Annotated in this window: 18 protein-coding genes; 3 read left to right on the top strand and 15 right to left on the bottom strand. The window is 72.9% G+C overall.

The features are described from left to right. Positions 1 to 3: 3 nt before the first annotated feature. The 6 genes from Q0W60_RS06715 to Q0W60_RS06690 form a co-directional block, all read right to left on the bottom strand. Positions 4 to 471 (bottom strand): N-acetyltransferase, encoded by a 468-nt coding sequence (locus tag Q0W60_RS06715; RefSeq protein ID WP_297693850.1) that lies wholly within the window; start codon positions 469 to 471, stop codon positions 4 to 6. Further along, the gene (tsaB, locus tag Q0W60_RS06710; RefSeq protein ID WP_297693874.1) at positions 468 to 1,106 is read right to left on the bottom strand and encodes a tRNA (adenosine(37)-N6)-threonylcarbamoyltransferase complex dimerization subunit type 1 TsaB; all 639 of its coding nucleotides are present in this window, start codon (positions 1,104 to 1,106) and stop codon (positions 468 to 470) included. The genes Q0W60_RS06715 and tsaB overlap by 4 nt, the downstream gene beginning before the upstream one ends. A 12-nt stretch (positions 1,107 to 1,118) precedes the next feature. Next, on the bottom strand, positions 1,119 to 1,688 hold the full coding sequence (locus tag Q0W60_RS06705; RefSeq protein ID WP_297693848.1) for a NifU family protein: 570 nt from the start codon (positions 1,686 to 1,688) through the stop codon (positions 1,119 to 1,121). A 71-nt stretch (positions 1,689 to 1,759) separates the two neighbouring features. Beyond that, on the bottom strand, positions 1,760 to 2,794 hold the full coding sequence (trpS, locus tag Q0W60_RS06700; RefSeq protein ID WP_297693846.1) for a tryptophan--tRNA ligase: 1,035 nt from the start codon (positions 2,792 to 2,794) through the stop codon (positions 1,760 to 1,762). 118 nt (positions 2,795 to 2,912) lie between these two features. Then, entirely contained in the window at positions 2,913 to 4,595 is a 1,683-nt protein-coding gene (gene murJ / locus Q0W60_RS06695; protein WP_297693844.1) for a murein biosynthesis integral membrane protein MurJ, read from the bottom strand. A 10-nt stretch (positions 4,596 to 4,605) separates the two neighbouring features. After that, a complete protein-coding gene (locus Q0W60_RS06690) occupies positions 4,606 to 7,434 on the bottom strand; it encodes a [protein-PII] uridylyltransferase (RefSeq protein WP_297693843.1) in 2,829 nt (942 codons plus the stop codon). 146 nt (positions 7,435 to 7,580) lie between these two features. Between Q0W60_RS06690 and Q0W60_RS06685 the strand changes: the two genes are divergently transcribed. Together Q0W60_RS06685 and Q0W60_RS06680 are read left to right on the top strand one after the other, a co-directional pair. Continuing rightward, entirely contained in the window at positions 7,581 to 8,435 is an 855-nt protein-coding gene (locus Q0W60_RS06685) for a hypothetical protein (RefSeq protein ID WP_297693841.1), read from the top strand. Then, complete coding sequence (locus Q0W60_RS06680) at positions 8,432 to 9,268, top strand: retropepsin-like aspartic protease (protein ID WP_297693839.1); 837 nt, start codon at positions 8,432 to 8,434, stop codon at positions 9,266 to 9,268. The genes Q0W60_RS06685 and Q0W60_RS06680 overlap by 4 nt, the downstream gene beginning before the upstream one ends. A 66-nt stretch (positions 9,269 to 9,334) precedes the next feature. Here Q0W60_RS06680 and Q0W60_RS06675 read toward each other — a convergent pair whose 3' ends face one another. From Q0W60_RS06675 to mutS, 6 genes are all read right to left on the bottom strand, one after another. Next, positions 9,335 to 10,204, bottom strand: coding sequence for a type II CAAX endopeptidase family protein (locus Q0W60_RS06675; protein ID WP_297693838.1), 870 nt, complete (start codon positions 10,202 to 10,204; stop codon positions 9,335 to 9,337). After that, entirely contained in the window at positions 10,201 to 10,845 is a 645-nt protein-coding gene (locus tag Q0W60_RS06670; protein ID WP_297693836.1) for an SdpI family protein, read from the bottom strand. Before Q0W60_RS06670 ends, Q0W60_RS06675 begins: the two co-directional genes overlap by 4 nt. Before the next feature lies 1 nt (position 10,846). Beyond that, positions 10,847 to 11,164 carry an autorepressor SdpR family transcription factor gene (locus Q0W60_RS06665; RefSeq protein WP_297693834.1) on the bottom strand — a complete coding sequence of 106 codons (318 nt, stop codon included), beginning with the start codon at positions 11,162 to 11,164 and terminating at the stop codon, positions 10,847 to 10,849. A gap of 172 nt (positions 11,165 to 11,336) precedes the next feature. Further along, positions 11,337 to 11,948, bottom strand: coding sequence for an HAD-IA family hydrolase (locus Q0W60_RS06660; protein ID WP_297693831.1), 612 nt, complete (start codon positions 11,946 to 11,948; stop codon positions 11,337 to 11,339). After that, a complete protein-coding gene (locus Q0W60_RS06655; RefSeq protein ID WP_297693830.1) occupies positions 11,948 to 12,544 on the bottom strand; it encodes an AAA family ATPase in 597 nt (198 codons plus the stop codon). Before Q0W60_RS06655 ends, Q0W60_RS06660 begins: the two co-directional genes overlap by 1 nt. A 2-nt stretch (positions 12,545 to 12,546) precedes the next feature. After that, complete coding sequence (gene mutS / locus Q0W60_RS06650; RefSeq protein ID WP_297693828.1) at positions 12,547 to 15,240, bottom strand: DNA mismatch repair protein MutS; 2,694 nt, start codon at positions 15,238 to 15,240, stop codon at positions 12,547 to 12,549. Between the two features lie 79 nt (positions 15,241 to 15,319). Here mutS and Q0W60_RS06645 point away from each other — a divergent pair, with 79 nt between their 5' ends. Beyond that, the gene (locus Q0W60_RS06645) at positions 15,320 to 15,874 is read left to right on the top strand and encodes a GNAT family N-acetyltransferase (protein ID WP_297693826.1); all 555 of its coding nucleotides are present in this window, start codon (positions 15,320 to 15,322) and stop codon (positions 15,872 to 15,874) included. Between the two features lie 4 nt (positions 15,875 to 15,878). On the opposite strand, the gene Q0W60_RS06640 is transcribed toward Q0W60_RS06645, so the two are convergent. Genes Q0W60_RS06640 through Q0W60_RS06630 form a run of 3 tightly spaced genes read right to left on the bottom strand, consistent with a single transcriptional unit; the run spans position 15,879 to position 17,495 of the window. Further along, positions 15,879 to 16,241 carry a Rieske 2Fe-2S domain-containing protein gene (locus tag Q0W60_RS06640; RefSeq protein ID WP_297693824.1) on the bottom strand — a complete coding sequence of 121 codons (363 nt, stop codon included), beginning with the start codon at positions 16,239 to 16,241 and terminating at the stop codon, positions 15,879 to 15,881. Then, positions 16,228 to 16,506: a YciI family protein gene (locus tag Q0W60_RS06635; protein ID WP_297693822.1), complete on the bottom strand. Its 279-nt coding sequence runs from the start codon at positions 16,504 to 16,506 to the stop codon at positions 16,228 to 16,230. Before Q0W60_RS06635 ends, Q0W60_RS06640 begins: the two co-directional genes overlap by 14 nt. Then, positions 16,506 to 17,495 carry an NAD(P)H-dependent glycerol-3-phosphate dehydrogenase gene (locus Q0W60_RS06630; RefSeq protein WP_297693820.1) on the bottom strand — a complete coding sequence of 330 codons (990 nt, stop codon included), beginning with the start codon at positions 17,493 to 17,495 and terminating at the stop codon, positions 16,506 to 16,508. The genes Q0W60_RS06635 and Q0W60_RS06630 overlap by 1 nt, the downstream gene beginning before the upstream one ends. Between the last annotated feature and the right edge of the window lie 4 nt (positions 17,496 to 17,499).

Here is a 17,499-nt window from a genome sequence, read left to right as displayed (position 1 = left end):
GGCTCAACCCGCGGGGTCGTTAAGATCGAGCCGCATGACGTGGGCGTCCACGAACACCCCGCCGCCCCGGTCGTAGTAGCGTCGCCTGAGCCCAGCCTGCCGGAATCCAAGCCCTGCGTAGAGCGCGACCGCGGGGGGATTGTCCACCGCCACCTCCAGGAACGCCGCCTTGGCGCCGGCCCGGCGGGCGGCGGCTAGGGCGGCCTCCATCAGCGCCTTGGCGACGCCGCGGCGGCGCGCGCCAGGCGCGACGCCGAGAGTCAGCACCTCCATCTCCTGGGCGGCGATCCGGCAGAGGATCACGCCCGCCGGCGCCTCGGCCTTGGCGACGAAACCGAAGATGCCGGCGCCGTCCAGCAGGTCCTCGAAATCCTCCTCGCGCCAGGAGTCCTCGAACGCGCCGCCGTGCGCCTCGGCCATGGCGGCGGCCTCGGCCGGCGTCGCCCAGGCGATGACCAGCTCCGGGCTCATGGCGCATTCGCGACCGAGGGGCGGGCGTCCGGCGCCCGCAGATAGAGCGGGACCAGCGGGCCCGGGCTGCGGCGGGCCGCGAGCCGCGCGACGGCGCGCGGATCGGCGCCCTCGGCGGGGTTTACCATCGCGCCGGGAGCGGCCGCGGCCAGCAGGCCGGCGCCGGAGCCGGCCAGCGTCAGCGCGCGGCCCTGACGGATCTCGACGAGCCGGGCGGCGGCGGCGCTAACGGGCAGGATGTCGGGCGCCATCAGCGGCTCGGCCGCCTCGAACGCCTGGCAGTAGACCTGGTCGCGGCGGCCGTCGATCGCGGCGAACACCAGCCCGTCGATGTCGGCGGCGAGCGCCTCCAGCGTCCCGACGCCGGCCGCCGGGATCGCCAGCGCCGAGGCGAGGCCCTTGGCGAAGGCGATGCCGACCCGCAGGCCGGTGAACGAGCCCGGGCCCACGGTCGCGCCAATGCGCTCCAGGGCGGAAAAGGGCAGCCCCGCCTCGCGCATCACCGCCTGCGCCATCGGCGCGAGCCGCTCCTGGTGGCCGCGCGCCATGACGTCCGAGGCGTGCGCCAGCACGCGCTCTCCGTCCATGACGGCGACCGAGCAGACGGAAAGGCAGGTGTCCAGGCCGAGGACGATCACGCCGCCGATTTACAAGGTCTGCTCGACCCGCGTCACTTCCGGCACGTAGTGCTTGAGCATGTTCTCCACGCCGGCGCGCAGGGTGGCGGTGGAGGACGGGCAGCCGGAGCAGGCGCCGCGCATGTTGAGCCACACGACCCCGGTCGCCGCGTCGAAGCGGCTGAACAGGATGTCGCCGCCGTCCTGCGCCACCGCCGGGCGGATGCGGGTGTCCAGCAGGTCCTTGATCTCGGCGACGATCTGGGCCGTCTCGCCTTCGTAGGCGCCCTCGTCGTGACCCACGGCCTCGCCGTCGCCTGCGAACAGCGCCACGCCGGAGGTGAAGTGGTCCATGATCGCCGCCAGGATCGGCGCCTTGACGTGGGCCCAGTCGCGGCCGGGCAGCTTGCCGACCGTGATGAAGTCGGGCCCGAAGAACACGCGGGTGACCCCCGGGATGGCGAAGATCTCGGCGGCCAGCGGCGAGGCGGACGCGTCGTCGGCGTCGCGGAAGTCGCGGCTGCCCTCGCCCATCACCTCGCGGCCAGGCAGGAACTTCAGGACTTCCGGATTCGGCGTGGCTTCAGTCTGAATGAACATGGGGAAGATGTGAGCGCTGGGGGGGCGTGATGCAAGCGTCCCTCCCGTAATGGAGAGAGGCAGGGAGGCAACTAGGAATTCCAGAACCCCACGATCTTGCGCACCTCGGCCATCGTCGGCTGGGCGAGGGCGCGGGCCCGCGCCGCGCCGTCGGCCAGGATGCGGTCGATCTCGGCCGGATCGGCGAGCAGGCGGCGCATCTCCGCTCCGATCGGGCCCAGCACCTCGACCGCGAGGTCGGCGAGCCTGGGCTTGAACACGCCGAACCCCTGGCCCGCGAACTCGTCCAGCACCGCCTGCGGGGCCTTGCCCGCCAGCGCCGCATAGACGCCGACCAGGTTCTGCGCCTCCGGTCGGCCCTCCAGCGCGTCCAGGCTCGCCGGCAAGGGATCGGGGTCGGTGCGCGCCTTCCGGATTTTCTGCGAGATGGTCTCGGCGTCGTCCGTCAGGTTGATCCGCGAATAGTCCGAAGGGTCCGACTTGGACATCTTCGCGCGGCCGTCGCGCAGCGACATGATCCGGGCCCCCGGGCCCTGGGTCAGCGCGTCAGGGAGCGGGAAGAAGCCGGGCGCCCCGAAGTCGTGGTTGAACTTCTGGGCGATGTCGCGGGTCAGCTCCAGGTGCTGGCGCTGGTCCTCGCCCACCGGCACGTGGGTCGCCTTGTAGAGCAGGATGTCGGCCGCCTGCAGCACCGGATAGGCGTAGAGCCCGACGCTCGCCCGCTCCTTGTGCTTGCCGGCCTTGTCCTTGAACTGGGTCATCCGGTCGAGCCAGCCGATGCGGGCCACGCAGTCGAACACCCAGGCGAGCTCGGTGTGCTCGGGAACCGCCGACTGGGCGAAGATGGTCGCCACCTTGGGGTCCAGCCCGGTCGCCAGGTAGGCGGCGGTGATCTCGCGCACCTGCCCCTTCAGCTTGGCCGGGTCCTGCCACTCGGTGATCGCGTGCTGGTCGGCCACGAAGATGAAGGTCGGGATCTCGTGCTGCAGGCGCGCGAACTTCACCAGCGCGCCGAGATAGTTGCCGAGGTGCAGGTCGCCGGTCGGCTGAACGCCGGAGAGCACGCGCTTGGGGCCCGCGAAGGGCGCCGGGGTTTGGTCGGTCATGAGATCAGGCTTTTCGGACGAACGGACGGGCGGGCGCAAGGCCCGGGCGGATCAGCGGATCAGGCCCGCCATCGCCGGGTGTTCGTCGAAGCCATGGCGGCTAGCCTCTAAGCCAGCCTCAGCCTTCCGGCAAGTCCGCGGCGGGACCGGAGCGCTGCCCGCGGGCGCGGCGCAGGCCGGTCCGGATCTCGGTGAGCGTGAGGCCGCCGAAGGCGAACAGCAGGAAAGGGTAGGCGCCGCCGCAGATTCCGCAGACCAGCACGATAGCGAGCTCCTTCGGATGTCCGAGCGAGACCGGCGCCAGGAGATGCTGGATGAGCGGCCGCTCGTATGAGGCCAGCCCGAGAAGGGCGCCCATGACCAGGCTCGCCGCCACGATCCGCAGGGTCTTGGAGACGGCGCGCGGGCTCGGCGTGTAGTGGCCGTCGCGGTGCAGTCGTTCGGCCATCATCAGCACGTTCAGCCACCAGGATGCGGCGGTCGCGGCGGCGATCCCCGGGACGCCCACCGCCCGGTACAGCACGATCGCCAGCGGAATGTTCACCGCCACGGTGATCAGGGCGAAGCGCATCGGCGTCTTGGTGTCCTGCCGCGCGAAGAAGGCGCGGTTGAAGATCTGCGCCAGCACGAAGGCCGGCACGCCCCAGCCGTACTGCAGCAGCGCCGCGGCCGTGTGGTGGGCGTCGCCGACGGTGAACTCGCCGCGGGTGTAGAGCGCGTCGATCAGGAAATAGGGGATCGAGACCAGGGCGGCGGCGGCCGGAAGGCAGAGCGCCAGGGCGAAGATGATCGCCTGGTCCATGGCCGTGCGCGTGGCCTGCCGGTCGTCGGCGCCGGCGGCGCGGGAGAGCTGCGGCAGCAGGGCCACGCCGATCGCCACGCCCACCAGCCCCTGCGGCAGCTGGTAGAGCCGGTCGCAGACGGTGAGCCAGGTGCGGGCGCCGTTCACCTGGCTGACCAGGATGCCGGAAACGAAGATGTTGATCTGGGTGGCGCTGGCGGCGATCGCGCCCGGCACCGCCAGCATGATCAACCTCTTGATCTCGGGCGTCAGCCGCGGCCAGCGGAAGCCGACGTGCGCGCCGGACCGCCGGCAGCCCCACCAGAGCAGCGCCGCCTGGGTGATGCCGGCCAGGATCACGCCCACCCCGCCCCACTCGGCGGCCCGCACGGGCGAGTGGGCCGGCAGCACGGTCATCAGCGTCCAGAGGTTCAGCAGGATCGGCGCGGCGGCCGAGAGGATGAAGCGGTTGCGGGCGTTCAGCACGCCCGACAGGTGCGCGTAGATCGCCATGCATGGCAGGTAAGGCATGGTGATCTGGGTGAGCAGGATGGCGAGCTTGAACTTCTCGGGGTTGGCGGCGAAGCCCGGGGCGATCAAGTACATCAGCCACGGCATGGTCAGCTCGGCGACCACGGTCAGCGCCAGGGTGGCTGCAGCCAGCACCGCCATGGCGTCCGCCGCCAGCACGTCGGCCACCACCTCGCCGTCCTTCTCCAGGCTGCGCGAATAGGCGGGCACGAAGGCCGCCGCGAAGGCCCCCTCGGCGAAGATCCGCCGGAACAGGTTGGGGAAGGCGAGCGCCGTGTTGAAGGCGTCCGCGGCGATGGTCTGGCTAGCCCCCATGACGGCGGTCAGCGCCAGGTCCCGGGCGAAGCCGACGAACCGGCTGATCAGCGTGAACCCCGAATAGATCATCGAGGAGCGGATCAGGCCGCCGGTCCGCACCGCGTTCGGCTTGACGGCGCTTGGCTTGCGGGCGGCCCGGGTCTGGCTCACGGGAATCGGGGTCTCGGTCACGCGCGGCAGGCTAGCGTGCGACGCTCGCCCTGGCGCGCTGCAAATTGGCGCGCCGGCCGCCCGCGGGTTCGCCGTCCGCTTCGACCATCGCCGCGATCAGGGCGTTGCGCAGCGGGTTGCGCTTGCGCGCGTCGGTGATCTTCGTCCCCTCCGGGCCCACGACATAGAAGGCGTCAACGGCGCGTTCGCCATAGCCGTCGATGTGGGCCGAGACGATCGACAGGCCGGCGTCGGATATCGCCCCGGCGAGCGCGGCGAGCAGGCCCGGCCGGTCGCGACCCGAGGCCTCCACGACCGTGGCGGTCTCGGAGGCGTCGTTGTCGAAGCTCACCGACGGCGTGATGTCGAAGGCGGCGCTGCGGCCGAGGTCGGCCGAGCGGCGCGGCTCGCGCGGGACCGGCTCGCCGCGCGCGGCGGCCTCCAGCGCCCGCACCAGCCGGGCGAGCGCCCGGGCGTCGTCGGCGCCATAGGGTTCGCCGGTGACGTCCTGCACGTAGAAGACGTCCAGGGCCTCGCCGGCGCGCGAGGTGAACACCCGCGCCCCGACCACGTTCGCGCCCGCGCCGGTGATCGCCGCGGCGAGGTCCACGAACAGCCGCGGCCGGTCGGCGGCGGCGACCACCACCTCGGCGGCGTTGCGGTCGGGCCGCACGCGGCCTTCGGCGGCGGCCCCGGCGGCCTCCAGCGCCCGGCGGGCCAGGGCGGCGTGGTCCAGCACCTCGGCCTCGGTGAAGGCGGTGAAGTAGGCGTCCTCCATGGCGTCGGCCCAGGCTTCGGTCGCCGGATCCGCCTTGGCGAGCCGCACGCGCGCGTCGTAGGCGGCGTTCTCGTGATAGCGCCGCAGCGCCGCGGCGGCCGCCTCCGAGCCGCGGCCGCCGCGGAACACCGCCTCGGTCGCCCGATAGAGCTCGCGCATCAGCTGGCCCTTCCAGCCGTTCCAGACGCCGGGGCCGACCGCGCGGATGTCGGCCACCGTCAGCACCAGCAAGAGCCGCAGCCGCTCCGGCGTCTCGACGATCCGCGCGAAGTCGGCCACCGTGCGCGGATCGGAGACGTCGCGCTTCTGGGCGAAGTCGCTCATCACCAGGTGGTGCTCCACCAGCCAGGCGACGAGCTCGATCTTCGAGCGTTCCAGCCCCAGCCGCTCGCACGCCTGCCGCGCCGCCCGGGCGCCGGCCTTCTCCTGGCCGCCGGCCCCGCCCTTGCCGGTGTCATGCAGCAGCATGGCCAGGTACAGCGCCTCGCGGTCGGCGATCAGCGGCATCACCGCCGTGGAGAGCGGGTGATCCTCCACGAAGCGACCGGCGGCGACCTCGGCGATGATGCCCACGGCCCGCAGCGTGTGCTCGTCCACCGTGTAGGAGTGGTACATGTTGAACTGCATCTGGGCGACGATGCGGCCGAACTCCGGGATGAACCGGCCGAGCACCCCGGCCTCGGTCATCAGCGTCAGCGTCCGCTGCGGGTCGCGCCCGCGCGCCAGGATGTCCAGGAACACCTTGGCCGCGTGACGGTCGCGGCGCACCGCCGAGGTGATCGCCGGCGCCGCCCGCGTCGCAGCGGTGAAGGCGTCGGGGTGCAGGTCGAGGTTGCGCTCGTCGGCGATCTGGAAGAGGCGCAGCAGGTTCACCGGATCGCGCTCGAAGACCTCGGCGCCATCCACGTCCAGCCGCCCGCCGACTTCGTGGAAGCCGGGCACATCGAGCGGCTTGCGCTTGATCTTGCGGCCTGGCAGCAGGCGCGACAGCCCCTTCGGCTCGGACTTCACCCGCTCGGCTTCGAGCTTGGCCGCGAACACCCGGGTCAGCGCCCCCACCTCCTTGGCGAACAGGAAGTAGCGGCGCATGAACCGCTCCACGGCCGGGGCGTCGCCGCGGTCGCCGTAGCCCATCCGCCGGGCGATCTCCGGCTGCAGGTCGAAGGTCAGCCGCTCCTCCGGCCGGCCGGTGGCGAAGTGCAGGTGGCAGCGCACCGCCCACAGGAAGTCGAAGGCGCGGATGAAGGTCCGCACCTCCCGGCCGGTGAACATCTCCAGCTGCATCACCTTCTCGATCGGCTCGCCGGGATGCAGGTACTGGGCGATCCAGAACAGGGTGTTGAGGTCGCGCAGGCCGCCCTTGCCCTCCTTGACGTTCGGCTCGACCAGGTAGCGCGAGGCGCCGGCCCGCGCATGCCGCTCGTCGCGCTCGCGGAGCTTGGCGGCGACGAACTCCGCGCCGGTGCCCTTCACCACCTCGGCCTGGAAGCGCTTGATCAGGCCGGCGGCCAGCGCCTCGTCGCCGGTCAGCCGCCTGGCTTCCAGGATCGCGGTGCGGATCGTGAAGTCCTCGCGGGCGAGCTTGACGCACTCGTCGATGGTGCGCGAGGCGTGGCCGACTTTGAATCCCAGGTCCCAGAGCGCGTAGAGCATGAACTCGATGACGCTCTCGACGTGGGCGGTCTGCTTGTAGGGCCGCAGGAACAGGAGATCGATGTCGGAGAACGGCGCCAGCGTGCCGCGCCCGTAGCCGCCGACCGCCAGCAGCGCCAGCCGTTCGCCTTCCGTCGGATTGCGGGCGCGGAAGACGTGCACGGTGGTGAAGTCCCAGAGCGCGCAGACCACCTCGTCCGTCACGCCGGAGAGCAGCCGCGCGGTCTCGATGCCGCCGGCGCCGTTCTCCAGCCGCTCCTTGGCGATCATCCGGCCGCGGAACAAGGCGTCCTTGAGGATCTTCAGAGCCGCCTTGCGCTGCCCGTTCTCGTCGCCGACATGCTCCAGGGCCGCCGCCGAGAGCTGGGCGCGCAGGCGCACGCCATCGACGACGTGTTCGATCCGGGTCGGCCGAAGGCGGGGCGGCATGGGGCGCAGATATAGGCGAGTTCGCGCCCGGGCGCAGGGCGCCTTCGTCCGCTGGCCGGCGCGCCAGTCCGCCGCGGTTGTCGGCGCGGGGAATTCGCGCTTTTCTTGCGGGCGATGTCGAGCCGGGGGCGCTCGTGAGAACCGCCTTGATCACCGCCGTTGCGTCCGCCGCGCTGGCCGGCGCCGCTTGCGCGCAGGACGCCGTCCCGCTGCGCCGGAGCCAGCCGTCCGCCGCCGCGCCCGCCACCACGCAGGTGCGCTTCAAGGCGGTGATGGATTCGGTGTTCGGGCCCGGCAAGTGGCGCGAGACCGGCGGCTATCGGACGCCTGAGCGCGAGGCCGAGCTGCGCGCCGAGGGCGCGCTCACCGTGCGGCCGGGGGCGATCTCGCAGCACTCCCGCGGCCGGCCCGGCGCGCCGGGCGCCTACGACGCGGTCGTGGAAGGTCTGGGCGTCGACGCCGCCGCCGCCAGGCTGCGCCGCTCCGGTGCGCCGTTCCGCCGGATCTTCGCCGAGGGCGCGCACGGGACCCAGGGCGCGCATCTGCACCTGGAGCCGTTCACCCTGGATCTGTCGGGCGCCCGCTCGCTGGCCGCCGCAGGGCCGCCATGGACGGTCTCGGACGCCACCCCGGCGCAGGTCGTCCTCGCTCAGCTGCGCGGGCTCGCTCAGGGCGGCGACGCCCAGGCGCAGCTCCGGCTCGGTGTCGCCTACGCCGAAGGAAGGCTGGCGCCCCGCGACCTGATCGCGGCCTACGTCTGGACCGCCGCCGCCGGCGCCAATCCGACCGCCGACCCCGTCGGCCGACATGACGCCGAGCAGATCCTGGCGCAGATCGCCCCGCACATGAAACCCGACGAGATCGCCCAGGCGCAGCGGTTCGCCGGCGCCTCGTCCTGCGCACCGGCAGCGTCTGACCATGGCTCGGCGGTGATCGTGCTTGGCGCCTGGTCGCCTGCGCCCTCCGCGGGCCCGCAAGCCGCCGCCTGCCCGGCGAGTTGAGCGCGCTTCCGTTCCACGTCCCCGCCGCCGAGGCGCCGTTCGTCATGCTCTCCGGCGCGGCCGAGCACGGGCGTCAGCTGCGGGTGATGTTCGACACCGGCGACGCCACGCCGTTCATCGTCATCGTCGGCAGGCGCGCGGCGGCCGCGGCGGGAGCCCGACCGACCGGCGAGGCGGAGGTGGTGATCCGCGGCACGGCGGGCGGCGCGCCGGCGCGCTTCTCGCCGGCGCGGATGCCGAGCTTCCGGCTGGGGCCGATCGCGTTCTCGGACGTCTCCACCGGCGTCTCCGACGCGGTCGACAAGGTCTCGGACCAGGTTCCTGTCCGGGTGGACGCCGTGGTGGGCCAGGTCTTCGCGCTCTCGCGCGTGGTGAGCCTCGACTACCGGACCCATCAGGTCGACTTCGACGCCGCGCCCGGTCCGCCCGCGGCCGCGCTGCCGATGACGATCGCCCCCAAGCGGCCGCTGAGCCTGGTCTCGGCGATGATCGACGGCCGCGGGCCGTTCTCCATGGTGGTCGACACCGGCGCGGTGCTGACGCTGCTGTCGCCGGAGGCGGCGCGGCGGGCCGGCGTGAGCGCGGCGGGGCGCTACGTCACCTTCGGCGGGGCCGGGGGAACCCGCTCGCACGGCCGCGCGGCGCGGGCCAGGGTGCAGATCGGCTCGGCCGACTGGCCGGCGGCTGACGTCGTGGTCACCGACATCCTGGGCGTGGTCGCCGAGGAATCCGGCGCCCAGGTCGACGGCGTCCTGGGCGCCGACCTGTTCGGCCATGGCCGGCTGGTGATCGACTATCCCGGCCGCCGGCTGTGGATCGACCGCGGCCGCTAAGGCCCTGAGGCAGCTCGACGACGTATTCCAGGCGGGTCGGCCAATTCGCCGCCCCTCGTTTGCCGCTCAGGCGGCCGCGAACCGTCCGGCGGTCGGCACAGCCGGCGATCCGCGTTTCGCGAGCTGTGTCAGGCGGAGGAAGGCCAGGGCGCCGAGCGCGCCGAAGGCGACGGTCTGGACCACGCTGATCCAGAACCCGGCGTCCAAGCCGTGCGTCCAGATCAGCGAGCGGTGCGCGTCCTGCGGCCAGATCAGGGCGAAGAACACCAGCAGGCCGACGGCGTGGACCAGGATCCCCGGACGGATCGATCCCGTGACATAGGCGAGCGCGCCCAGCATGCCGTCGACCAGCAGGTAGAACAGGAGCGTCGGCCAGACGAACCCCTGGGTGAGCGCATGGACCGGCGCCATCACCAACGCGGTGGCGAGCACGGCCAAGACGCCAAAGCCCCGCCGCTCCAGCGCGCCCTGGAAATAGCCGCGGAAGCCGGCCTCTTCCGACACCGCGCCCGAGATCGCCGAGGCGACCAGCAAGACGGCGAGGGTGGCGGCCGGCAGCCTGGAGAAGTCCGCGCCGGGGTTGCCGGGCGTCGCGACCAGTCGGTGCAGCACGATCCAGAAGCCGGCGAGGGCGACGACCCAGAGGACGCCCGCGGCCGTGGCCCAGGCGAAGACCGGCGCGGCCGGCGGCTCGGCCCGCAGCAGCGCGCGGCGCGCCGCCTGGGTGCGCCTCGGACCAAAGCGGCCGCCGAGCCAGGACCAGAGCGCGAAGAGGACGAGGGCCACCACGGCCGCGGACCAGGGGACCGCCGGGCTCACGGCGAGATTGGCCGACAGCAGCCCCGCCCAGATCCCGGAGACCAGCACCGTGACGCCGATGGCCAGGGCTCCGGTCCAGAGGACGGCGAGCGTTTCGCGAGCGACGAGGGTCTTCATGACGCGCGCCTCCGGTGCAGGCTCGCCGAATAGGCGACTCCGGCGAGCGGCGGGATCGCGGCGCAGGCCGCGATGGCGGCGCCCAGCGCCGGGCCATCCCTCAGGATGAAGCTCGCGGCGATCAGCACCAGGCCGCCGGCGAACATCGCCCGGCCGGTGAAGCGATGGGTCCGGTCCCAGATCGAGGCGTCGGCCAGCGTCCAGGGCGTGCGGATGCCGAACACCGCGTTCTGCCGGGCCTTGCCGAGGAAGTTGCCGACCATCAGCAGCAGCGCGCCGGTGGCGGTCGCCACCGGGCGGATCACCTCGAAGGCTGGATCGAAGGCGCGGCCAACCATGGCGTATTCCGTCACCAGCAAGAGGCCGGTGATCGCGATCAGGGTGGTCTCGTAGGGTTTCGTCGCCCGTTCGACGCCGCGCCGCCGGGCGCCGGCCATGAAGGCCAGGCTCACCACCGTCGAGACGGCGGGCAGCAGCCACACCAGGGTCCGGGAGCTCTCGGTATGGCGGACGCCGTCGAGGCCGAGGACGTGAACCGGCACGCCGGCGCCGAGCGGCAGGGCGAGCCACGCCCAGAGCGCCACGGCGGCGCTGATCGCGGTGAGGCCGGCGGCCACGAGGTACGCATAGGAGACACGCATCCTAGGGTTCTCCCTTCCTGCTCTTCAGCGCGGGACTGCGCTTCGCCTCGGCCGCAGGCTCCTGGAGCCGAAAGGCGTCCATCAGCGCCATGAGCGCTTCCTCCAGCACCGAGACGTTCAGCCGGTAGATGATGGTCGTGCCGGTCCTCTCCGGGCTCACGAGGCCCGCTTCCCGGAGCACCGCGAAGTGGCCGGACAGGGTGGGCTTGGCGAGGTCGAAGTGCTCGGCGATCTCGCCCGCGCTCATCTCCCGCTCCCGGAGGAGCTGGAGGATGCGGCGGCGGGTGGGGTCGGCGAGCGCCTTGTAGACTTCCGACACGGTCGTTTCCTATTTCGCTAACTAGCAAAATACCGAAATAGCTGCGCCTGGCAAGCGCTATTTTGCCAATGACCGAAATTTAAGGTGGTCGACGGCGTCCTGGGCGCGAACCTGTTCGGCCATGGCCGGCTGGTGATCGACCGGCTCTGGATCGACCGCGGCCGCTGACTGGCTAGGGCAGCTCGACGCCTTCGCGAGCCAGCGCTGTGGCCAGGCTCTCGGTCCCGTCCCACAGCGCGCCCAGCCAGCCCGCCGCCCGCGCCGCCTGCACGTTGGCGAACTTGTCATCGAGCAGCAGCAGCTCGCCCGGGGCATGGCCGGTGCGTCGCGCCACCGCCTGGAAGAACGCCGGATCCGGTTTGCCGCAACCGTAGTCGGCTGAATAGTGGAGGTCGTCGAACCGCTCGCGCAGCCCAAGGTCAGTCCACAGATGCTCGGCGCGCAGGTGTTCCTGGACGGTAGCCAGCTGGATCCGTAGGCCCCCTGCCCGGAGCGCCGCGAGCTCATCCAGCAGTTTGTGATCGAGCGTGGCGTCGTGCGCGAACCAGTAGGCGGCGAGATCCTGGCTCGTGAGGTGCGGCGCGTGCTCGGCGAGCACCGGCGCCAGCCGCTCGTGCAGCCCGGCGCGGCCAAGCACGACGTCCGCCCAGTGCGGCTGGAAGAAGTGCCGTTGCAGCGCCGCCACCGAGAGCCCGAGGTCGCGCTCCAGGTCTACGCCCCAGCCGCCCGCCCGTGGGACCACGATCACCCCGTCCACGTCGACCATCAGCGCCTTCAGCCGCATCAGGAGGCCTCCGCCGGGGCCAGCCGCTCGAACACCGAGGGCCGCGTCCGCCCGGCCAGCGCGGCGATTATCGTCTCCGCGCAGGCCTCCGCCGGCGTGGCGCTGGTGTCGACCTCCAGATCGTAGGGCCCATAGGCGTGCACCCGCTCGTGCTGCCAGAGCGCCTGGCCGACGCCGCGGTCGCCGCGCGCCGCCTCGCGCCGCCGCAGTTCGCCGAGCTCGCAGCGGACGCCAACGAAGAACACCTCGAGGCCGTCGAACGCCTCGATCCACTCGTCCAGCGCGCCCTCGGTGATCATCACCTCGTCGAGGATGAACTTCAGCCCCTCGTCGGCCGCCACGCGTAGCATCCGCCGCCACGCGCGCATCACGCGCCGGCCCTCGACGCCCACCACCATCGGCATCTCGCCATTCGACAGCGGGACCAGCTGGAATCCTTCAGGGCGGCCGTTCCATTGCGGCGGCAGCCAGGGGAACAGGTCGTCGACGCCGAAGTGCAGATAGGGTTCCGGCAGCCTCGCCTGCAGGGCCTTGGCCAGCGAGGTCTTGCCCGCCGAGGACGAGCCGTTCAGGAAGATCACGTCGGGCAGGGCCATGGTTATCCGGCCAGGAGCCCCTTCAGCTTGTAGAGGGCGTCCATCGCCTCGCGGGGGCTCATGCCGTCGGGGTCGAGGGCCTTCAGCGCTTCCTCGACCAAGCTCGGGCCGTACTCGGCGTCGGGCTCGGCCACGGCGGCGAACAGCGGCAGGTCCTCCAGGTGCGCCGGCGCCCCGGCCTCGCGCTCCAGCCGTTCCAGCACCGCCTTGGCGCGGGCGACCACCGCCGCGGGCACCCCGGCCAGCTTCGCCACCTGCACGCCGTAGGAGCGGTCGGCAGGGCCGGGCCCGGCCTCGTGCAGGAAGATCAACTCCCCGTTCCACTCGCGAGCCTTGAGCGACAGATTCGCCACATAGGCCAGCCGGTCCTCCAGAATGGCGAGCTCGTGGTAGTGGGTGGCGAACAGCGCCCGGCAGCGGTTCACCTCGTGCAGCGCCTCGGCGCAGGCCCAGGCGATGGCGAGGCCGTCGTAGGTCGCCGTGCCGCGGCCGATCTCATCCAGGATCACCAGCGAGCGGGGCGTCGCCTGGGTCAGGATCGCGGCGGTCTCGACCATCTCGGCCATGAAGGTGGAGCGGCCGCGCGCCAGGTCGTCGCCGGCCCCCACGCGCGAGAACAGCCGGTCGACGACGCCCAGCCGCAGGCGTCTCGCCGGCACGAACGCCCCGGCCTGGGCGAGCACCGCCAGCAGCGCGTTCTGCCGCAGGAAGGTCGACTTGCCGGCCATGTTCGGGCCGGTGACGATGGCCAGCCTGGGGCCGCCCGCGCCCGTGCCGTCCAGCCGGCAATCGTTGGGCGTGAACGGCTCCCCCGCCCGCTTCACCGCCGTCTCCACCACCGGATGCCGCGCCGCATCCGCCTCGAACGCCGTCGAGCGGTCGACCACCGGCCGGCTCGCGCCCACCTCCTCGGCCCACTCGGCGAGCCCCGCGGCGACGTCCAGCCGCGCGGCCGCCTCGGCGGCCGCCTGGATCCCCGTCGCCACGCGGATCGCGGCCTCGCGCCAGGCCTCGAAGGTGTCCGCCTCGATGGCCAGCGCCCGCTCGGCGGCTTGGGCGATCCGGGCGTCCAGTTCGGCGAGCTCGACGGTCGTGAAGCGCACCTGGCTGGCCAGCGTCTGGCGATGGATGAAGGTGGCGTTCAGCGGCGCGGCCAGCAGCGGCTCGGCCGCCTTGGCGGTGGTCTCCACGAAATAGCCGAGCACGGCGTTGTGGCGGATCTTCAGCGCTACGCCGCTCTCGGCGGCGAGCCGCGCCTCCAGCGACAGGATCACGCGGCGGCTGTCGTCGCGCAGCGCCCGCGCCTCGTCGAGCTCGGGGCGCACGCCCGCCGCCACGAAGCCGCCGTCACGGGCGAGCGCCGGAAGCTCGGCGCCCAACCCTTCGCGCAGCAGCTCGCGGAACGCAGCGAGGTCGGCGTGCAGCGCCGGGTTCAGCGCCCTCAGCGCCTGGGCGATCTCCTCCGGCGGCTGCACCAGCGGATCGCGCAGGCTGGCGAACAGGGCGGTGATCGCCTCGCCGATCGCCAGGCCGTCGCGCAGGCCGCCCAGGTCGCGCGGACCGCCGCGGCCCAGCGCCAGGCGCGACAACGCCCGCGCCATGTCGCCGAGGCCGCGCAGCGTCTCGCGCAGCCGCTGCCGTTGCGCGCGGTGCTCGCAGAACCAGCCCACTGCATCCAGGCGCGCCTCGATCGCCGTGGGATCGAGCAGCGGCCGGGCCAGGCGCGCGGCCAGCAGGCGTGCGCCCGGCGCTGTCATCGTGCGATCGATGGCCGAGAGCAGCGAGCCGTCGCGGGTCCCCGACGTGGTCCTTTCGATCTCCAGGCTCGCGCGGGTCGCCGGATCGATGACCATGACGTCGGCCTCGCCCGCCCGCCTGGGCGGTGAGAGCGCCGGGAGCTTGCCGGCCTGGGTGGTCTCCAGGTGCGCGGCGATCAGACCGAGCGCGGAGACCTCCGCGCCGGACAGGCCGCCGAAGCCGTCCAGGGTCTCGACGCCGTAGAGCCGCTTCAGCCGCGCTTCGCTGGCGCCGGGCTCGGCGAGCGCCTGCGGGACCGGCTGAACGAAGCCGCCGGCCGCCTTGAGCGCGGCCGAGACCTGCTCGTCGGCGAACAGCCGGTCGGGGACCAGGATCTCCGACGGGCTCAGGCCCGCAAGCGCCGAGCCGAGGCCTTGGGCCTGCACGGCCAGGCATTCCACCTCGCCGGTGGAGAGCTCGACGCTGGCCACCGCCGCGCCGCCGGCCCGGACCGCGATCGCCGCCAGCCGGTTCGCGCCGCGGGCGTCGAGCAGGCCCTCCTCGGTCAGCGTTCCGGGCGTCACCACGCGGACCAGATCGCGGCGCACCACCGACTTGGCGCCGCGCTTCCTCGCCTCCGACGGGTCTTCCAGCTGCTCGCAGACCGCGACCTTGAACCCCGCCCGGATCAGCTTGGCGAGATAGGCCTCGGCCGCATGCACCGGCACGCCGCACATCGGGATCGGCTGGCCGCCGTGCTGGCCGCGGGCGGTGAGCGTGATGCCGAGCGCCGCCGACGCCTTCTGCGCGTCCTCGAAGAACAGCTCGTAGAAGTCGCCCATCCGGAAGAACACCAGCGCGTCCGGTTGTCGCGCCTTGGCCTCGAAGAACTGCGCCATGACGGGCGAGGCGCCCGCGGCGGGGTCGATCGTCTCGGAAGGCGGAGCCTGGGCGTTCATCGGAGCCCGGCAGGCTAGCGGCCGATGCGAGTCGGGTCAGCCCTTGAACCGGCCGCGAACAGGGCCAAGCTGTGGAAGGATGCCGCAATCCCGTGGAGCGTCGGTCTCGATCCTCATCCTGCCCGCAGGGCCGGCGGATGCCGAGGCGCTGGCCCACGTGCACGTGGCCTCGTGGCGCGAGAGTTACCGCGGCCTGTTGCCCGACGCCTACCTCGCCCGGATGAGCGAGGCCGGCTTCACCCGCCGGTTCCGTCGCGCGCTCACCTACCCGGGTGCGAACGAGGTGACCCTCGCCGCGGCCGGGCCGGACGGACTCCTGGGCTACGCGCAGGGCAGCCCCTCCCGGCGAGGACGCTCCGGCGAGGCGGAGATCGCCACGCTCTACGTCCTGAAACGAGCCCAGGGCCTCGGCCTCGGCAGGCGGCTGATGCTGGGGACCGCGCGGGCGCTCGCCGCCCAGGGCGCCGGCTCGCTGATGATCTCGGTGCTGGCGGAGAACCGACGCGCCCGCGGCTTCTACGAGCATCTCGGCGGCGAGCCCGAGCCGGCGCGCTCCGAGCGCGGCCCCGGCGGCGCGCTGCTGCAGGAGGTCGCCTACCTCTGGCCCGACATCGCGGCGCTGTTCACGCGCTGACGGCTCAAGCCGTCCACACCGCCCCATCCCTCACCGTCACCGGCCAGTCGAACAGCCGCCGGCCCTCGCAGGGCCCTGCCACGCAGACGCCGTCCAGCCGGAACAGCGCCCCGTGGCCCGTGCACAGGATGTGGCGCGCATCGCGGGTGAGGTAGCGGTCGTCGAGGGCGGCGAGCGGCCAGGCGGCGTGCGGGCAGGAATCCACATAGCCCGCCAGCAGGTCGCCCGCGCGCACCACGAAGCCTGCGAACAGCCATCGCTCGGCGCGGAAGCGGAACCCCTTGGCGCCCGGATCGGGAATCTCCGCCAGCTCGCAGAGCCGCACGCCCGCGGCCGGCCGCGCCGGGTTGTCGCTAGAGCCTGTCAATCGTGACCCGGAAGGGGCGGATGTCGACCGAGGCCCAGAGCCCCGCCTGGGTGTAGGGATCGGCGGCGTTGAACGCCCGGGCCGCGGCCAGGTCCTCCGCCTCGATGATGATCAGCGAGCCCGCCATGTCGCCCTTCTCGTCGAGGAAGGGGCCGCCGAGCTTCAGCGGCTGGTCCTTCGCCCAGGCCAGGTGCCGCTCACGCGCGCCCATGCGGACCGCGAGCGAATTGGGCTTGTCGATGCAGACGAGCGCGAACAGCGGCATCACTTTTCCTCCCGAAGCGGTCTTGCGAGCAGGCCGGCGATGGCCTCGTCGACGCCGATCTCGCCGGCCAGGATCGCCGCGACAGCCGCACAGATCGGCGCGTCGACGCCGAGCCGGCGGGCGAGCGCCTTGACCGCCGGCGCCGAGGCCACGCCTTCGGCCACCGACAGCTTGCCGGCGAGCGCCGCCTCCAGGCTCTCGCCCTTCCCGAGCGCCAGGCCGACGCTCATGTTGCGCGATTGCGGGCTGGAGCAGGTGAGCACCAGGTCGCCCAGGCCGCAGAGCCCGGCCACCGTCTCCGCTTCGCCGCCCAGCGCCACCGCGATGCGGGTCAGCTCGGCGAAGCCGCGGGTGATCAGCGCCGCATGCGCGCTCCGCCCGAGGCCGCGGCCCTCCACCACGCCGCAGGCGATCGCCAGCACGTTCTTGACCGCGCCGCCGGCCTCGGCGCCCACCATGTCGGCCGCGAGATAGGGGCGGAAGGTGGGGGAGGCGATGGCTTGGGCCAAGGTCCAGCCGAGCTCCGGGTCGGGGCACGCGAGGGTGATGGCGGTCGGCAGGCCGCGCGCCACCTCGCCGGCGAAGGATGGGCCCGAGAGCACCGCCGGCCGCGCGGCGGGCGCGGCCTCGGCCAGCACCTGCGTCATCAGCTTCAGCGAGCCCTGCTCGATTCCCTTGGCGCAGAGCACGACGGGCAGCCCGGGCTCCACGGCCCCGGCGAAGGCGCCCAGCGTCGATCGCAGGTGCTGCGCGGGGACGACCGCCAGCACGAACTCGCTGCGCGCCAGGTCGGCGAAGTCGTGGCTCGCGCGCACGCCGGCGTCCAGCGCCACGCCCGGCAGGAACAGCCGGTTCTCGTGTTCCTCGTTGACCGCGACCACCACCTCCGGCTCGCGCGCCCAGAGCACGGTCTCCAGCCCGGCCCGGGCGCAGACCTGGGCGAGCGCCGTCCCCCAGGCCCCGCCGCCGACGACGCCGGCGCGCTTCACGCTC

The sequence above is a fragment of the Phenylobacterium sp. genome (assembly GCF_025934275.1).
Lineage (GTDB): Bacteria > Pseudomonadota > Alphaproteobacteria > Caulobacterales > Caulobacteraceae > Phenylobacterium.
This window is presented reverse-complemented; position numbering and strand designations above follow the sequence as displayed.

Bases quoted from the DNA above. Each gene is read 5' to 3' on its own strand.
- Q0W60_RS06645 (WP_297693826.1), top strand. From the start codon at position 15,320: ATGCCGCAATCCCGTGGAGCGTCGGTCTCGATCCTCATCCTGCCCGCA.
- Q0W60_RS06670 (WP_297693836.1), bottom strand. From the start codon at position 10,845: ATGCGTGTCTCCTATGCGTACCTCGTGGCCGCCGGCCTCACCGCGATC.
- Q0W60_RS06715 (WP_297693850.1), bottom strand. From the start codon at position 471: ATGAGCCCGGAGCTGGTCATCGCCTGGGCGACGCCGGCCGAGGCCGCC.
- Q0W60_RS06675 (WP_297693838.1), bottom strand. From the start codon at position 10,204: ATGAAGACCCTCGTCGCTCGCGAAACGCTCGCCGTCCTCTGGACCGGA.
- Q0W60_RS06660 (WP_297693831.1), bottom strand. From the start codon at position 11,948: ATGCGGCTGAAGGCGCTGATGGTCGACGTGGACGGGGTGATCGTGGTC.
- Q0W60_RS06635 (WP_297693822.1), bottom strand. From the start codon at position 16,506: ATGCCGCTGTTCGCGCTCGTCTGCATCGACAAGCCCAATTCGCTCGCG.
- Q0W60_RS06690 (WP_297693843.1), bottom strand. From the start codon at position 7,434: ATGCCGCCCCGCCTTCGGCCGACCCGGATCGAACACGTCGTCGATGGC.
- Q0W60_RS06655 (WP_297693830.1), bottom strand. From the start codon at position 12,544: ATGGCCCTGCCCGACGTGATCTTCCTGAACGGCTCGTCCTCGGCGGGC.
- mutS (WP_297693828.1), bottom strand. From the start codon at position 15,240: ATGAACGCCCAGGCTCCGCCTTCCGAGACGATCGACCCCGCCGCGGGC.
- Q0W60_RS06705 (WP_297693848.1), bottom strand. From the start codon at position 1,688: ATGTTCATTCAGACTGAAGCCACGCCGAATCCGGAAGTCCTGAAGTTC.
- trpS (WP_297693846.1), bottom strand. From the start codon at position 2,794: ATGACCGACCAAACCCCGGCGCCCTTCGCGGGCCCCAAGCGCGTGCTC.